Origin of the sequence: Pusillimonas minor, from assembly GCF_014237865.1 — a bacterium.
Classification (GTDB): Bacteria; Pseudomonadota; Gammaproteobacteria; order Burkholderiales; family Burkholderiaceae_B; genus Neopusillimonas; species Neopusillimonas minor.
Genome location: NZ_JACJUU010000007.1, coordinates 24,854 through 40,866, shown reverse-complemented (window position 1 = coordinate 40,866; position 16,013 = coordinate 24,854). Strand labels below are relative to the sequence as shown.

Sequence of the window (16,013 nt, the reverse complement as noted above, 5' to 3'; positions counted from 1 at the left end):
ACGGTTTATGGACTACGTCTTATCTTTTCTCTCGGGCGGTTTGCTGCAGCTTAGCTGGTGGCAGGTGGCGCTCGTCACGCTGGTGCTCACCCATATCACTATTGTTGGTGTCACGCTGTTCCTGCACCGCAGCCAAACCCACCGGGGCCTCGATCTTCACCCCGTGGTCATGCATTTTTTCCGGTTCTGGCTCTGGATGACCACCGGTATGGTCACAAAAGAATGGGTCGCCATTCACCGTAAACACCACGCCAAGTGCGAGCGCGAAGGCGACCCGCACTCGCCCATGATTTACGGCATCAACCGTGTGTTCTTCGAAGGCGCCGAGCTTTACCGCGAAGAGTCCGCAAACCAAGAAACCCTCAAGCGTTTCGGGTACGGCACGCCCGACGACTGGCTCGAGCGCAACGTATACTCGCGCCATAGCGCCCTGGGCATTCTCATCATGCTGGGTATCGACCTGGCCTTGTTTGGCGTGCTGGGCTTAACCGTCTGGGCAGTCCAAATGGCCTGGATCCCGTTCTGGGCAGCTGGTGTGGTTAACGGTATCGGGCACTTCTGGGGTTATCGCAACTATGCCAGCCCCGACACCAGCACCAACGTGTTTCCCATTGGCTTAATTATTGGTGGCGAAGAGCTGCACAATAATCACCATGCTTATGGCACCTCGGCCAAGTTCTCGGCCAAGTGGTACGAGTTCGATATCGGCTGGGGTTACATCCAGATTCTCAGCGTGCTGGGCCTGGCCAAGGTACGTCGCGTGGCGCCCAAGCTCAAGCTCGAGCCCGCCGCCGATGCCTCCGTCAGCCTTAAAACCCTCGAAGGTGTCATTCAGCATCGCTACGAAATCCTGGCCCGCTACACCGATCTGGTTAAAAAAGCCGCTGCCGACGAGCTCGACAAGCTTAAACCCATGCGTCAAGAAGGCAGTGCCGATTGCCGCTGGTCTTTGCTGGCCCGCGCCAAAAAATGGCTAAGCCAGGTCGACGACAGTCAACTGGCCCCCGAACAGCGTGCCGAACTCGACACCGTGCTGGCGCAAAACCAGTCGCTGTCCACCCTGGTTCAAATGCGTCGCGAGCTCATCCGTCTCTGGGAAAGCTCCAGTGCCAGCAGCGAACAATTGTTAACCGACCTTCAAGCCTGGTGCCATCGTGCCCAGCAAAGCGGTATCGAAGGTCTTGAGCAGTTTGCCCTGCGTCTGCGCCGCTACGCGGCATGATCGGGTCGCTTAACCCGCAACAACAAGCCGCAGTTACGTTACCTACCGGCCATGCCCTGGTGCTGGCCGGTGCCGGTAGCGGTAAAACCCGGGTACTCACCACCCGCATGGCCTGGCTGATTCAAACCAGTCAGGTCAGCCCTTTTGGCCTGTTGGCAGTTACCTTTACCAATAAGTCGGCGCGCGAGATGCTCACGCGCCTTTCGGCGTTGCTGCCCATCAATACCCGCGGCATGTGGGTGGGTACGTTTCATGGTCTGTGCAACCGCTTGTTGCGCGCGCATCATCGCGATGCCGGCTTGCCGCAAACCTTTCAAATTCTCGACTCCGCCGACCAGTTGTCGGCAATCAAGCGCTTGCTTAAAGCGGCGGGCGTCGACGACGACAAATACCCGCCACGCGACGTCCAGCGCTTTATCAATGGTTCAAAAGAGCAGGGCCTGCGCCCCGATAATGTCGATGCTTACGATGCGCACCGCCGGGGCATGGTTGACCTTTATCGGCAGTATCAGGCCCAGTGCGAACGCGAAGGTGTCGTTGACTTTGCAGAGCTGTTGCTGCGCGCTTACGAACTGTTGTTGCGTAATGCTCCCATCCGAGAGCATTACCAGCGACGCTTCCAGCATATTCTGGTCGATGAGTTTCAAGATACCAACGATTTACAGTACCGCTGGCTGAAATTGCTTGCCGGTGGCGGGGCCTCGCTTTTTGCGGTGGGCGACGACGACCAGTCTATTTACGCGTTTCGCGGCGCCAATGTGGGTAACATGGCGGCATTCGAGCGCGAGTTCGCCCAAGGTAATGTGATTCGCCTCGAGCAAAACTACCGCTCTTTTGGTCATATTCTCGATTCGGCCAACGCGCTTATCGCGCATAACAGTGCGCGTCTGGGCAAAAACCTCTGGACAGAGCAAGGCGAGGGTGAGCCGGTACGTATTTGCGAACAAGGCACCGATTTGCTCGAGGCCCAGTGGGTTGTCGACGAAATGCGCGCGCTCATCTCCAGCGGTCATCCGCGTCGTGATATCGCAGTGCTGTATCGCAGCAATGCGCAGTCGCGCGTCATCGAACACACCCTGTTCTCGTCTGGTATTCCGTACAAAGTTTACGGTGGCCAGCGCTTTTTCGAACGGCAAGAAGTCAAACACGCCCTGGCGTATCTGCGGCTTATCGCCAACCCCAACGACGATACGTCCTGGCTGCGCGTAGTCAATTTCCCGGCCCGGGGCATTGGCGCTCGCACGCTCGAGCAACTGGGTGACCTGGCTCGCGGGGCGGGCACCAGCCTGTATCAGGCCGTCGATGCCTTGCAAGGTAAAAGCGGGGCCAAGCTTCAGGCGTTCGTCGAGTTGCTGTCTGGCCTGGCCGAACAGGCACGCGAACTGCCCCTGCCCGAACTGATCGAGCACGTTGTGCATCACAGCGGCTTGCGTACGTTTTATATGGGCGAAAAAGAAGGCGCCGATCGCCTGGAAAACCTTCAAGAACTGGTGAACGCTGCGGCAGTATTTGTGGGCGAAGAAGGGCTGATGGGCGAGCCCGCCTTGTCACAAGCCGCTCGCGCCGAAGACCCATTGCTGTCAGGTCAAGCGTTATTGTTGGCCGGCCAAGGCAATGCGCCCGACCCCGAAACTGTCGGTGGCCCAACGCTGTCACCGCTCGACGCGTTTTTGTCGCATGCCTCGCTCGAGGCCGGCGACAATCAGGCCCAGGCCGGTGAAGATGCCGTACAGCTCATGACGGTTCATGCGGCCAAAGGGCTTGAGTTCGATGCTGTATTCATTACTGGTCTTGAAGAAGGCCTGTTTCCGCACGAAAACAGCTTGACCGAGCAGGGCGGTCTTGAAGAAGAGCGCCGGCTGATGTACGTGGCCATGACGCGCGCCCGCAAGCGGTTGTACCTGACGCTGGCGCAAAGCCGCATGTTGCACGGGCAAACACGTTATGCCTTGCGCTCGCGGTTCTTGTCCGAAATCCCCGATGTCCACCTTAAATGGCTCACGCCGCGCGAACAACAACGCGTGCCGGTCGATACCCCGCCATGGGCGGGCGCCTATCGTCGCGGCGATGCCTATGGGCGGCCATCGACAGGCACCATGGCGCCTCGCACACCCCGAAGCCTGACGACGGGCGTGACGGTGGGAGACCAGCATTTTCGTATTGGCCAGGGGGTGCAGCATGCCAAGTTTGGCGATGGCACCATTATTGGTCTAAGCGGAAGCGGGACCGACGCGCAAGCGCAAATTCAGTTCCGTGATGTGGGTACCAAAACACTGGCTTTGGGTGTCGCCAAACTGGCCATTACCGCTGGCTAAAAACCCGCCAAACCCTAGTCTGCTGGTTGTTCAATGGCCTCAAGCGCCTCTTGGGCCTCAAGCCATTCTTCTTCCAGTTGGGCCAGGGCTTTTGTGGTCTCGCCATGTTCGGCCAAGGCCGCAACGCGCTCATCGCGCCGCTCGTCGCTGTAAAAATCGGGGTCGGCAATCAGGGCGTTCAGTGCATCAAGCCTTGCGCGCGCCTGTGCCATTTTCTTTTCCAGGCCTTCGACCTGCTTGAGCAAGGGCTTACGCAGGCCCGCAAGACGTTGGCGGGCCTCGGCATCCAGGCGGCGTTGCGTTTTCCGGTCGATTATCGCCTCGCCATCGCCGGCGTCGCGCATGGCATCGTTGCGCGCCAACGCACGCTGGTTTGCCGTGCGTTGGTTCAGCCAATCGCGGTAATCTTCCAGGTCGCCATCGAATGCGTTGACCTGGCCGTCGGCCACAATCCAGAACTCATCGACAGTGGTGCGCAGCAGATGCCTGTCGTGCGACACCAGAAGCACGCTGCCTTCGTATTCGGCCAGCGCAGTGGCCAGCGCTTCGCGCGTATCGACGTCGAGGTGGTTGCTGGGTTCGTCGAGCAATAGCAGATTGGGCTTTTGCCAGACGACCAAGGCAAGCGCCAGACGGGCTTTTTCACCGCCGGATAATGGCGCAATTTTCTGGTTGACCATGTCGCCGCTAAAACCGAAGCTGCCCAGATAATTGCGTTGCTCTTGTTCGCGCAGTTCGGGCGCCAGGCGGGCCAAGTGTTGCAACGGTGTCGAATCGGCGTCAAGCATATCGAGCTGTTGCTGGGCGAAGTAGCCGATTTTCAGGCCTTTCGACGCCCGGCGCTCGCCCGCTATGGGCGCAAGCTCTTCGGCCAGGGTTTTGATCAGTGTGCTTTTGCCAGCGCCGTTGACACCCAAAATACCAATACGCGCGCCGCCGCGCACCATCAGGTTGATGTCTTGAAGCACAGCCGCAGGCTGACCGTCGGCGCCGGGGTAACCCGTACTCAGATGTTCAAGAATCAGTAAAGGGTCGGGCATGCTGTCGGGCTCGGGCAAGCGGATATCGATGCCAGAGTCGGCTTGCAAGGGGGCCAGTTTTTCCATACGGGCCAGGGCCTTGACCCGGCTTTGCGCCTGCTTGGCTTTGGTGGCTTTGGCCTTGAAGCGGTCAATAAAGCTTTGCAGGCGGGCGGTCTCGCGCGCTTGTCTGTCGTGCGCCAATAGTGTTTGGCGCATGCGCTCGGCCCGCTGGGTCAGGAAGTCTTCGTACCCCCCTTTGTAGCGCACCAGCTTGCCATGGTCGAAGTGCAAAATGGCACGGGCCACGGCATCGAGGAACTCGGTATCGTGCGAGATCAGGATGACAGTGCCATCGTAGGCCGCCAGCCACCGCTCAAGCCACAACATGGCATCGAGGTCGAGGTGGTTGGTGGGTTCGTCAAGCAACAGCAGGTCTGAGGGCGCCATCAGGGCGCGGGCCAGTGCCAGGCGCATTTGCCAGCCGCCCGAGAAACTGCGTACCGGGTTCAGCCATTGGTCGGGCGTGAAGCCCAGGCCAGCCAGCAGTTGCTCCGCCCGCGATGGCGCACTCCAGGCGTCGGCTTCGATCAGGGCCGCTTCAAGCTCGGCAATGCGTGTGCCTTCGCTGTCGGGGGTGGCCGCGCGCTCGGCTTGAAGCCGACGCAGCCCGGTGTCGCCGTCAATAACAAATTCGCGTGCCGGGCGTTCGGGTGTACTGATGTCTTGCTCGACGGCGGCAATGCGCCAGGCCGCGGGTAAGTCGAGCGTGCCGGCGTCGGTGTCGAGTTCGCCTTTAAGCAAGGCAAATAATGTAGATTTGCCAGCGCCGTTTTTGCCGACAATACCGACGCGCTCGCCGGGGTTAACAACAAAGTCAGTGTCGTCGAGCAGCACTTTTGTGCCGCGCCGAAGGGTAATGCCGGTTGCCCTGATCACGATGCCATGGGCTCCTGCAACTGCTCGCGCGTCAGCATAAGGATCTGGTCTTCGGCATTCTCGGTGCTGAGCCAGACCGGGTCGAGTTCGGGGAAGGCATTGATGAAGTTTTCGTATTCGTTGCCAATTTCAAGCACCAGAATGCCTTCTGGCGCCATGAAGCGGGGTGCGTCGCGCACAATGCGCCGGACCAGGTCCATGCCGTCGGGGCCGCCCGCCAATGCCTGTGTAGGTTCGTGCCGGTACTCGGGCGGCAGGGACTCCATGGCATGGCTGTTGACGTAGGGCGGGTTGCAGACGATGACGTTGTACTGGCAATCGGGCAGTTGGTCGAACAGGTCGCTGCGATGCGTGGTGACGCGGCCGTCAACGCCCAGCAACTCTATATTCTGGTCGGCCACTTCAAGTGCATGTTCGGACAAGTCGACAGCGTCGACCTGTGCGCCGGGAAAGGCCAGTGCGGCCAGCACCGCCAGGCAGCCCGAACCCGTGCATAAATCAAGCACGTAATCGACGGCGTCGGGGTCGGTGACCCACGGTGAGAGTTGTTCGGCAAGCAGTTCAGAAATAGGTGAGCGCGGAATAATCACGCGAGGGTCGACTACAAACCGGTGACCTTGCAGCCAGGCCTCACCCGTCAGGTACGCGGCCGGCACGCGCTCGTCGAGCCGGCGCGCGACCAGATTCAGGAATTTTTCCCGTTCTTCGGGCAGTACGCGTGCATCAAGAAACGGGTCTAGTGTGTCGAGCGGCAAGTGAAGGACGTGCAGCAACAGGTAAACGGCTTCGTCCCAGGCATTGTCGCTGCCATGGCCAAAGCTGAGTTTTGCTGCATTGAATTGACTGACGGTATAACGCAGCAGGTCGCGTACGGTATGCAGTTCTTGGTAGGCCGATGAGTTCATGCGTGTTCCGTGGGCGTTATTTAAGCAGCAGGTTTTCGAGGGTGCGACGGTAGATGTTTTTCAGGGGCTCCAGGTCGGCGACCCGGATATGCTCGTTGACCTGATGAATGCTGGCGTTGATGGGCCCGAACTCAATAACCTGCGGGCAGATTTTGGCAATGAACCGCCCGTCGGAGGTACCCCCGGTGGTGGACAGTTCGGTGGTGACGCCGGTTTCCGCCAGAATGGCGTCGCCCAGCGCCCGGCTTAGCTCGCCTTTCGGGGTCAGGAAGGGTTCGCCGGACAACGTCCAGACGAGGTCGTACTCGAGCGATAAGGCGTCGAGTACGCCGTGAACGCGTGCTTTGAGCGATGCCGGTGTGCTTTCGGTGGAGAACCGGAAGTTGAAATCGATAACGGCTTCGCCAGGCACGACATTGGTGGCACCCGCACCAGAATGGAAATTTGAAATCTGGAACGTGGTGGGCGGGAAGTAGTCGTTGCCCTGGTCCCACTGGGTTGCCGCCAGTTCGGCCAGCGCCGGCGCTACCAGGTGGATAGGGTTGCGCGCCAGGTGAGGGTAGGCGACATGCCCTTGCTTGCCTTTAATTGTCAGGCGGCCGGACAACGAACCACGTCGCCCGTTTTTGACGGTATCACCCAGGGTAGATACCGATGTGGGTTCACCGACCAGGCAGTAGTCGAAAGCTTCGTTGCGGGCCTGAAGCGCCTGGCACACCTTGACGGTGCCATTGATTGACGGCCCTTCTTCGTCGGACGTGATGAGCATGGCGATTGAACCGGCGTGGTCGGGGTGAGCCGACACAAACTCTTCTGCCGCAATGGCGAACGCGGCAATACTGCTTTTCATGTCCGCTGCACCGCGCCCAAACAGCAACCCGTCGCGCTCGGTAGGGGTAAACGGGTCGCTGTCCCATTTGTCGAGCGGCCCGGTCGGAACGACGTCGGTATGGCCGGCAAAGACAACACAAGGTGCTGCCGTGCCTTTGCGAAGCCATAAGTTGGTGACGTCGTCGAAGACCAGTGTTTCGGCTTTGAAGCCTAACGGTTCAAGGCGTCGGGCCAGCTCGGCCTGGCAATCGGCATCGGCCGGTGTCACCGAAGCGCGTGAAATCAGGTCTTTGGTCAGGTGCAGTACAGCGGAAGATGACATCAAGCCCTCAGCAGTTCGTTGATGCTGGTTTTGGAACGTGTTTGCGCGTCGACGCGCTTGACGATGATGGCGCAGGCCAGGCTGTGCGAGCCGTCGGCTGCGGGCAGTGATCCCGGCACGACGACCGAACCGGAGGGCACGCGGCCATACATGACTTCACCGGTCGTGCGGTCGTAGATTTTGGTGCTTTGCGACAGGTAAACACCCATGGCCAATACCGAGTTTTCTTCAACGATCACGCCTTCAACGACTTCGGAGCGGGCGCCGATGAAGCAGTTGTCTTCGATGATGGTGGGGTTGGCTTGCAGGGGTTCGAGCACGCCGCCGATACCGACGCCGCCAGACAGGTGGACGTTCTTGCCGATTTGCGCGCACGAGCCAACGGTAGCCCAGGTGTCGACCATGGTGCCTTCGTCGACATAGGCGCCGATATTGACGTAAGAGGGCATCAAGACAACGTTCTTGCCGATGAACGAGCCTTTACGGGCCACGGCAGGCGGCACAACGCGAAAGCCGCCATTGGCAAAGTCTTGCTCGGTGTAGTCGGCGAACTTCAGGCCGACCTTGTCGTAGTACTGTGCGGGCGCCTGGCCCATGACGCCGTTGTTTTCCAGGCGGAACGACAACAACACGGCTTTTTTGATCCATTGGTGAACGACCCACTGGCCGGTGGATTTGTCGGCAACGCGCAATGTGCCTTTGTCGAGCTCGGCCAATGTGTGGTTGACGGCATCGCGAACTGCGGCCGACGCGCTGGCGGGGCTCAGGTCGGCCCGGTTTTCCCAGGCGGTTTCAATGGTGTTTTGCAAATCTGTAGTCATGGTCGTTTTCGTTATTCAGGGTTAATGAAAGGAAAGGATGGTGTTGCGGCATGTGAGCCTGGTCACAGCGTAATGCGTGACCAGGTCTGCCGGCTTCAACCTCGAAGAAAGCCGGCGATGCGCTCGGCGGCTTCGATGCATTGATCTTTAGTGGCAACCAGCGCCATGCGAACCCGGTTGGCCCCGGGGTTCAGGCCGTGGGCCTCGCGCGCCAGATAGCTGCCGGGTAACACGGTGACGTTGGTGGCGCTCAAAAGGTCACGGGTAAAGTCGGTGTCGCTGCCCGGGGTTTGAGCCCAAAGGTAAAACCCGGCTTGCGGCTTTTCTACTTTAAGCACGGGGGCCAAAATGGGCAAGACGGCATCGAACTTTTCGCGATATTGCCGGCGGTTCTCAAGAACATGTGTTTCGTCATTCCAGGCGGCAATACTTGCGGCCGACACTACGGCGCTCATTGCGCTGCCGTGGTAGGTGCGGTACAGCAAAAATTGCTTCAGCAGGTTGGCATCGCCGGCGATAAAGCCAGACCGCAACCCCGGTACGTTCGAGCGCTTCGATAGACTGGAAAAACTGACCAGGTTGCGATAGTCGTTTCTGCCCAGGGCGCGTGCGGCCTGCAAGGCACCCAACGGCGGGCTGGCTTCGTCAAAGTAAATTTCCGAATAGCATTCGTCTGCCGCAATGACAAACCCGTACGTGTCCGACAACGCGAACAAGGTTTCCCATTCGGACAGTTCGAGCACGTTACCTGCCGGGTTGCCGGGCGAGCATACATAGACCAGTTGGGTTTTTTGCCAGACATCCGCGGGTACAGATGCCCAGTCGTAGCCAAAATTGCGTTCTGGCTGAGCATTGATGTAATACGGTTTGGCGCCTGCCAACAGGGCCGCCCCCTCGTAGATTTGGTAGAACGGGTTGGGGCAAACCACCCAGCCGTTGGCCTGGCTGTCAACAATGGTTTGCGCAAACGAAAACAAAGCCTCGCGCGACCCGACGGCGGGCAGAACCTGCGTTTCGGGGTCGGGCCGCTCGATGCCGTATCGGCGGGAAATCCAGTCGGCGATGGTGCCCCGCACCTGGGCGTCGCCTTTGGTGGGCGGGTATACCGCCAACCCCTGCATGGCGTTTTGCATGGCCTTGATAATAAAGGCGGGGGTCGGGTGCTTGGGTTCGCCAATAGACAGGCTGATGGGCGCAAGATGCGCGGGCGGTGTCTTGGCCTGTGCCAGCAAAGCACGCAGTTTTTCAAACGGGTAGGGGTGCAGGTCGCCGAGTCTGGGGTTCATGGTCATGAGTATGCGGGGTTAACCCGCCATTTTAGCAAGCCAGGCGCAGGCTGTATTCACGCTATGCGTGTTTGCCACACTGCGCTGCACTTGCTATACTTATCGGCTTCCCATTTGCGAACGTGGCGGAATTGGTAGACGCACCAGATTTAGGTTCTGGCGCCGAGAGGTGTGAGAGTTCGAGTCTCTCCGTTCGCACCACAATCTTGAAATTGACTGGCTCCATAAAGTCAAATTCTTGAAAGTAGAGGCTTTTTAGTGGGTTGCTGGTAGTTGGTTGATCGCATAGAATCAAAAAAATCTAAAGCGAATTCCCCAAAACTTACCCAGCCTTTTCCTCTTTAATGATGAAGAACCCTGAGTTCTTCATATTCGTTAATTCCCCGGTGCCTTTTCATCGGTGTGAAGCGCTGCTTCTTTGGCAATGTCAGTTGCAAGCTGCTGCGCGATTTCTGCTGCTGCGCTCCTTGCCGCTCGCATAACACCGGCCAATGTTGCCGATGCAGGGCCAGTCCAGTCGCCGTAGCCTACCAGCCAAAGCCCGGGCTCTTTAATGCTGTGGCTCTCGGTCACCAAAGCCCTGCCGTCCGGCGCTATGATTTCCAGCGGCGCCAGGTGACTTAGCGCGGGACGAAAGCCTGTGCACCATATGACAGCGTCAAGTTGTTGTGTGCGGCCGTCTTCCCATTCGATACCTGTTGAGCTGAACTTTGCAAACGGGCGCTTGGCGACAAGAACGCCTCGTTCACGGGCTTCGCGCACGGGGGGCACCATAACGATGTCGCCAAAGCCGCCAACAGGTAAATCAACACTACGGCCTTCTTTTTGCGCTAACCAGCGCTCGGTGGCACGCTCGAACAGGACACGGCCATCGACGTCATCGGGCAAGAAAACTGGTGGGGAAGGGGTGATCCATAACGTTTTGGCCACCCGTGAAACTTCGGCCAGAATTTGAGCGCCAGAGTTACCGCCGCCGACAATGGCCACATTTTTGCCACGATAGGGCTCGGCATCAATGTAGTGTGCCGAATGCTGCTGCGTGCCTTCGAAGTTATCCATTCCGGGGTAGGCCGGAATATAAGGATTGCTCCAGTTGCCCGTAGCGCTGACGACAGCGCGACTGCGCCAAACACCTTCGGTTGTTGCCGTATGCAGGTAGCCGTCTTTGCGTGTTACAGCATGCACCGTTACCGGTCGCATGACCGGGAATTGATAGCGCGCTTCGTACCTTGAAAAGTAATCCAGAACCTCGTCTCTGGACGGATAGGTTCCCGAGCTTGACGCGGGCATTGGCCACCCAGGCAGTGAGCTCCAGTTGGCTGGCGAAAACAGACGCAGTGATTTCCATCCATGCCGCCACGCGCCGCCGGGTTCCGACTGGTTGTCCAGGATGACAAATGACAGGTTCGTTCGACGCAAGAAATAAGCGGTCGCCAACCCGGCCTGGCCTGCGCCGATGACGGCGACATCTACCGTTCTTTCTTCAAGGCTACGTTGTTTAAGCATGGGGTATTTCAGCGGGGGCAATTACAACTAGTGAAATAGTACGCCGATCTATTCTCAGCGGCGTACCCTATCCCCGTCGCATCAAAATACTTAGAATAAATAGCTCGCAGTGAGCCAGAATCGTGGCCGAGGGTCGGCATGGGTATCCGATTCGGGTGCGCCGCCGTGCGTGCGCCAGGCCAGGACACCGTCGATATTGACCGAACGGGTTTGGTAACGTACGCCAAAACCCGCGCCAGCGCGAGTTTCGTCGGGGGACGGCAGGCTGACCTGGCTTGGCTTGGCATTGATTTTCATGCGGCCCTGGTCATAAAAGGCGTAAGGCGTGAAGTCGCCCATGGCATAACGCAGTTCGACTTGTCCCAGCCAGCCTTCATCGCCGCCTGACTCGCCCAGTGGGTAGGCACGCACGGCATTGGGCCCGCCCAGTGCCATCGATTCCGAGCTGTCCAGGTTTTTGTCTGCCCACTGAGCGCTGAGACGGACAAACAGCGTAAAGCCGGCGGGCAGGGCCTGCAGGCGAGCCAGATCAAGGTTGAGTTTATTGAAATCACCCCGTCGCACGGCATCGTCCTTGTTCAGCTTGCCGTGCGTCCAGCTTAGGCCGCCGTAGGTAACGCCACCGCCGCCCAGGTTGTCGCGGTGGTCAAAGCCCAGCGTTAACGGGACACTGTGTGAATGATAGCGTTCGGTCGTCGTGCCATAAGAATAGCTGTTGAACAGTCTTTTATACTGCCAGGAGGCCGAAAGGTTAAGGTTGCTGCGCTGTGAGCGAATCAGCGGATAGGTCACACCGGCACTGGCAATGCGCGCAATGCCATCGTTGCCTTCAAAGCCGTTGCCCAGGCTATACGCGGTTTGCGCATAACCAACATGGGCGCGCAGCCCGCTGACGCCCACCGGCAGGCTGTACTGGGCATTGCCCAGCCACAGGTTTTCTTCGGTGTACAGTGCGCTGACATCGATCTGGTCGCCGGTAATGAACGGGCTGTAAAGCGCAAGATCGGCCCGGGTGCGCCACTGGCCCGAGTAATAGTTGCCGTGGTTGTCGATACCCATACGGGCGCTGTAAGGTTTGCCGCGCTCAACCCGTATGTCCAGGTCGCCTGTGCCGGATGCGGCCCCGGGTTTGATAACCGGCTTGATACTCAGCCCGGGCAAGTCGGACAGGAGGAGCGTGGTGCGCTCAAGCGATGACGATTCAATGAGGCTACCGGGTTTCAGGTTTTGCAAATAGGCCTGTGCAGGCGCAGCCAGAGCAGCATCGCCCGACGTGTTGACGTTACCGTAGCGGCCTTCCACCACATCAATCGTCAAGGTGCCCTGGTCTTGCAATTGCTGAGGCGCGATAAACGCCCGAGCAAAGGGGTAGCCGGCTTGTTGGTACACGGCGGTAACTCGGTCGGCCAGTTCGCGCAGGCCGGCCAGATCAAGTGGCCGGTTGTTGAAATCACCGGCTGCGGCCGTTAACGCGTCCTGAGAGAAAACGGTGTTACCGGAAAACGTAATGGCGCTTAACGTGACCGTGGGGCCGCCGGGCGCCACCTTGGTCGTGGCGGGGGTTTGAATATCCAGGCCTTTCGACGGGCCGGGTAGCGTCGGCGGCTGGTTCAGTTCATCGCGTAGTATGCGTCCGGCATCGGGTGCAACCTGGGCGAGTGCGGGGGCGGCCAAAGGCAAAGACAAGGCCGTGATCAGTGCGATGCAGCAGGTTTTCATCAGATTCTGAATATTGTTTTTGGTTTAATTAGGCTGTTCAGTGCCACTGAAGTTAATGCCGCTGTTAAGGACGTAAACAGGTGTCAGGCCGGTAGTAACGTCGCCAGTGGCGCCCAGCGGAACAAACAGCAGGCCACCCGATTGCATCAGGCCCTCGCCCGGCGTGGTGCTGCCCGGCAGGTTGCTTGCGCCGGGTACCACGCCGCTTGCGATGAACAGGCCAGGTGCCGAGCCGGCGCCTGGCGATTGGTCGCCAGGGTTCAGACCACCGGCGGGGTTAGTGCCCTGGGTCATGGCGCCCAGCGCGACGGCAGAGCTTACCGCGTTGCGCCTTGGTACGTTGTCAGATGGGTTGTTATTGTTGCTGGAGGGTGGACTGGACTGGCTGCCGCCGCTACCGCCAGTGCCCGTGCCGCCACCGCCGGTATCGTTACGGGCAACGACCTCGGATCGCAAAGTGGGACGCGACACGCCTTCGACGATCTGCCAGGTGTCGTCGAAGTCAAAGCTGGTGTAGGTAGACTGCGCAAATGCCGAGGTCGAGGTGGTGCTGTAGACCGCGATGGGAGTACTTGAGCCGACGATGCTGCCTTGGTAGCCGACGGTTTTGCCAGTGCCATTTACGTCCCAGTAGTTTGAAGACAGCTGTAGGCTGTCGACGTAGCCAACCAAACCGCCTACCCAAAAGTGGCTGCTGCTCACTGAGCCTGACGCGTAGACGTTTTGAAGGGTACTTCTACCGGCGAAACCAAATGCCCCGCCAACTCGATCAATGCCCGAGACCGCAGCCGTAGTGTATGCATTGGAAACGTTTGTGAATGATAAACGTCCGACTAAGCCGCCAATGTTCGACCCTGTTCCGGTAATCGATCCCGAAACGTGGCTATTACTGATCCTGCCATTTGGTCTGCCACTTACCGATCTGATTGGTGTATCACCGATTAATCCGCCGACGTACCCTAAGCCTTGCAGGTCGATGTCGGTGACGTGCACGTTGGAAATTGATCCAAAGTCACTGTAACCGGCAAGACCACCCACATAGTTGCTGTCTGATTTGATACTGAAACTGCTTAACGTCAGGTTTTGCACTACGGCTGGCAAGCCGAGTTTGCTGAACAAGCCTACATAGGTTTGCGCGGATCGGTCGATCGACAATGAGCTGATCTTGTGCCCAAGTCCGTCCAGTTGACCCGTGAACTCTCCGCCTAAACCAATCGGCTCAAACCCCTGGCCGCCGTTCCACGACTGCGTCGCAGCAGCGTCGATATCGGCGCCCAGAACGTAACGGCAACTTAGACAACTGTTCATGCCCTGCAAGTCGGTTGCCGTGACGCTGTCTTCAGCCCCCAGGCTGGTGATGACCTGCCAGCGGTCCAGGGTGCCATTTTCGCCCAACTGCGTGTAAAAGTTCTCGCCCGCCTGCAGGTTGACTTTGCCACCTGGCTTAAGGGTATAGGCGGCGGTATTGCCCCCGGCCAGGCCGTTTTGCCCGTACTTAAGTGTTAGCTTGCCTTCGCTGTGGCCGGCGGTAATCGTGGCGCTAAGGTCGATGTTGCGCCAGGCATCCAGTATCAGATTCGAATCGGTGCTCCAGCTAATGTTGTCGTTGACCAGCAGGTTGCCGTCGAGGGTTTGAATGGTGACGGTGCCGTTATTGGCCAACTGCTGGCTGACCTGGGCGCCGGTTATGTTGCCACCGCTGGCGGCAATAACGTAGTCGGTGGGGTCGATAAGATAATCGCCCGAGCGCCCGTTGGCTGCCTTGGTGGTGACAACGCCATCGGCGAGGCTGACGACGTTGGCCGCGCTGGTTTCGATGAATCCGCCGTCACCGGCCAGCGGCGCCGAGGCATCCAGTGTGCCACCCACGTTGATTCGATCATTGCCCATGTCGCCCAGTAGATAAATCTGGCCCTTTTCGCCGGTTTGCAGGGTACGCGCCTGGGTTATGCCGCTATGGTTAATGACCGTACTGGCCAGCTCTCCGGCCGCCTTGGCCGTCAGGTACACCAGACCTCCGTCGGCCTTAATAGCGCCACCCTGGTCAATCAGTGCATCAAGCGCGGCCTGCTCGACCTGTAATTTGACGGGCCCGCCCAGATCAAGCTCCACCTTATTGCCGGCGCCTATCAGTACCTGACCACGGTCAGCGACCAGGGTGCCGGTGTTGGTCACTTTGGCGGCAATAAGGGCAATGCTGCCACCGCCCTGGCCGTCGCCGACGGCAGTGATGTTGCCCTGGTTAATGATGGCGTTGGACCCGGCGCCTTCAAAGCGGTAATTGCCGCTCATAAAGTCTTCGGTGGCTATGTTGAGTGTTGAGGCCACCATGCCGCCTACATTGATGCGTGCGGTAGACGTGAACAGGACGCCGTTCGGGTTGACCAGGAAGACCCGGCCGTTGGCGTTAATGGCACCTTGAATAACCGAGACGTCTGAGCCGATGACGCGGTTAAGGGCAGTAGCGCTGGCCGACGGCTGTACGAAGTTGACGGTGTGCCCGGCCCCGACGTTGAATGAGTTCCAGTTGGTGACCAGGTTGTCGGAGTTTTGGGTGACCGTCATGGTCGTGCCCGATTGGCTGATCTGACCCGAACCGGCAACGACTTGTCCGCCGGTGGGCAGATCGGCAGCAAATGCAGGGGTTATGACTACTGAACTGAGCACACTGGCGGCCAATGTCTGGGCGGCGGTATGCGTTCGACGTCGTATTCGGGTTTCTGAGGTCGTTTTGGCCTGGCCTTTGCCTAGCTCCGAGACCGCTTGCCAGACCTGTTTCTGGCGGTTCCAGATAACCCGATATATGTGATTCATCGCTGCGATTCGCTTTATGCTGGGCTCGAAGCATTGGCCCGTATAAGCTAGGAAGCGGCTTGGGTGAATGATTCGCGGTACTTCAAGCCATGGAGGTCAGCCATTTGGCTGAGATCGGGTGCAACCAGAGTGTAGAGCTGAAATCGGGGTGGAGCTGATTAAATTTAGTCGGTTCGTTGTCTGAGCGCGTCTGGCAAGTCCAAGGCTAGCAACAGAAAGCCCACCCACCTTTATAGAGTACTCGGACGAGGTTTGGCGCTTTCTTGTTCATCAGATGCATTTTGCCAGCGACTTCCTGTCGAATTGACATCATT

Annotated in this window: 10 protein-coding genes and 1 tRNA gene; 3 read left to right on the top strand and 8 right to left on the bottom strand. The window is 58.8% G+C overall.

Annotated elements, in window-relative coordinates; all coding sequences use genetic code 11:
• Positions 1 to 7 precede the first annotated feature (7 nt).
• Positions 8 to 1,222, top strand: coding sequence for a DesA family fatty acid desaturase (locus tag GTU67_RS09920; RefSeq protein ID WP_185779919.1), 1,215 nt, complete (start codon positions 8 to 10; stop codon positions 1,220 to 1,222).
• Positions 1,219 to 3,537 (top strand): UvrD-helicase domain-containing protein, encoded by a 2,319-nt coding sequence (locus GTU67_RS09915; protein ID WP_185779918.1) that lies wholly within the window; start codon positions 1,219 to 1,221, stop codon positions 3,535 to 3,537. Before GTU67_RS09920 ends, GTU67_RS09915 begins: the two co-directional genes overlap by 4 nt.
• A 14-nt stretch (positions 3,538 to 3,551) precedes the next feature.
• Here the strand turns inward: GTU67_RS09915 and GTU67_RS09910 are convergent, their stop codons facing one another.
• The 5 genes from GTU67_RS09910 to dapC all read right to left on the bottom strand — a co-directional run bounded on the left by GTU67_RS09910 (position 3,552) and on the right by dapC (position 9,660).
• Positions 3,552 to 5,495 carry an ATP-binding cassette domain-containing protein gene (locus GTU67_RS09910; RefSeq protein WP_185779917.1) on the bottom strand — a complete coding sequence of 648 codons (1,944 nt, stop codon included), beginning with the start codon at positions 5,493 to 5,495 and terminating at the stop codon, positions 3,552 to 3,554.
• Positions 5,492 to 6,400 (bottom strand): 50S ribosomal protein L3 N(5)-glutamine methyltransferase, encoded by a 909-nt coding sequence (gene prmB, locus GTU67_RS09905; protein ID WP_185779916.1) that lies wholly within the window; start codon positions 6,398 to 6,400, stop codon positions 5,492 to 5,494. The genes GTU67_RS09910 and prmB overlap by 4 nt, the downstream gene beginning before the upstream one ends.
• A 16-nt stretch (positions 6,401 to 6,416) precedes the next feature.
• On the bottom strand, positions 6,417 to 7,553 hold the full coding sequence (gene dapE / locus GTU67_RS09900) for a succinyl-diaminopimelate desuccinylase (protein ID WP_185779915.1): 1,137 nt from the start codon (positions 7,551 to 7,553) through the stop codon (positions 6,417 to 6,419).
• Positions 7,553 to 8,374, bottom strand: a complete 822-nt coding sequence (gene dapD, locus GTU67_RS09895) for a 2,3,4,5-tetrahydropyridine-2,6-dicarboxylate N-succinyltransferase (RefSeq protein ID WP_185779914.1) — start codon at positions 8,372 to 8,374, stop codon at positions 7,553 to 7,555. Before dapD ends, dapE begins: the two co-directional genes overlap by 1 nt.
• Before the next feature lie 95 nt (positions 8,375 to 8,469).
• Positions 8,470 to 9,660: a succinyldiaminopimelate transaminase gene (gene dapC, locus GTU67_RS09890; RefSeq protein ID WP_185779913.1), complete on the bottom strand. Its 1,191-nt coding sequence runs from the start codon at positions 9,658 to 9,660 to the stop codon at positions 8,470 to 8,472.
• Positions 9,661 to 9,776: 116 nt separating this feature from the next.
• On the opposite strand from dapC, the gene GTU67_RS09885 reads away from it, so the two are divergent.
• A tRNA-Leu gene (locus GTU67_RS09885) sits at positions 9,777 to 9,861 on the top strand.
• 174 nt (positions 9,862 to 10,035) lie between these two features.
• Here the strand turns inward: GTU67_RS09885 and GTU67_RS09880 are convergent.
• The 3 genes from GTU67_RS09880 to GTU67_RS09870 all read right to left on the bottom strand — a co-directional run bounded on the left by GTU67_RS09880 (position 10,036) and on the right by GTU67_RS09870 (position 15,699).
• On the bottom strand, positions 10,036 to 11,166 hold the full coding sequence (locus GTU67_RS09880) for an ArsO family NAD(P)H-dependent flavin-containing monooxygenase (RefSeq protein WP_185779912.1): 1,131 nt from the start codon (positions 11,164 to 11,166) through the stop codon (positions 10,036 to 10,038).
• Between the two features lie 90 nt (positions 11,167 to 11,256).
• Positions 11,257 to 12,885: a ShlB/FhaC/HecB family hemolysin secretion/activation protein gene (locus GTU67_RS09875; RefSeq protein WP_185779911.1), complete on the bottom strand. Its 1,629-nt coding sequence runs from the start codon at positions 12,883 to 12,885 to the stop codon at positions 11,257 to 11,259.
• Between the two features lie 24 nt (positions 12,886 to 12,909).
• Positions 12,910 to 15,699, bottom strand: a complete 2,790-nt coding sequence (locus tag GTU67_RS09870; protein WP_185779910.1) for a two-partner secretion domain-containing protein — start codon at positions 15,697 to 15,699, stop codon at positions 12,910 to 12,912.
• Between the last annotated feature and the right edge of the window lie 314 nt (positions 15,700 to 16,013).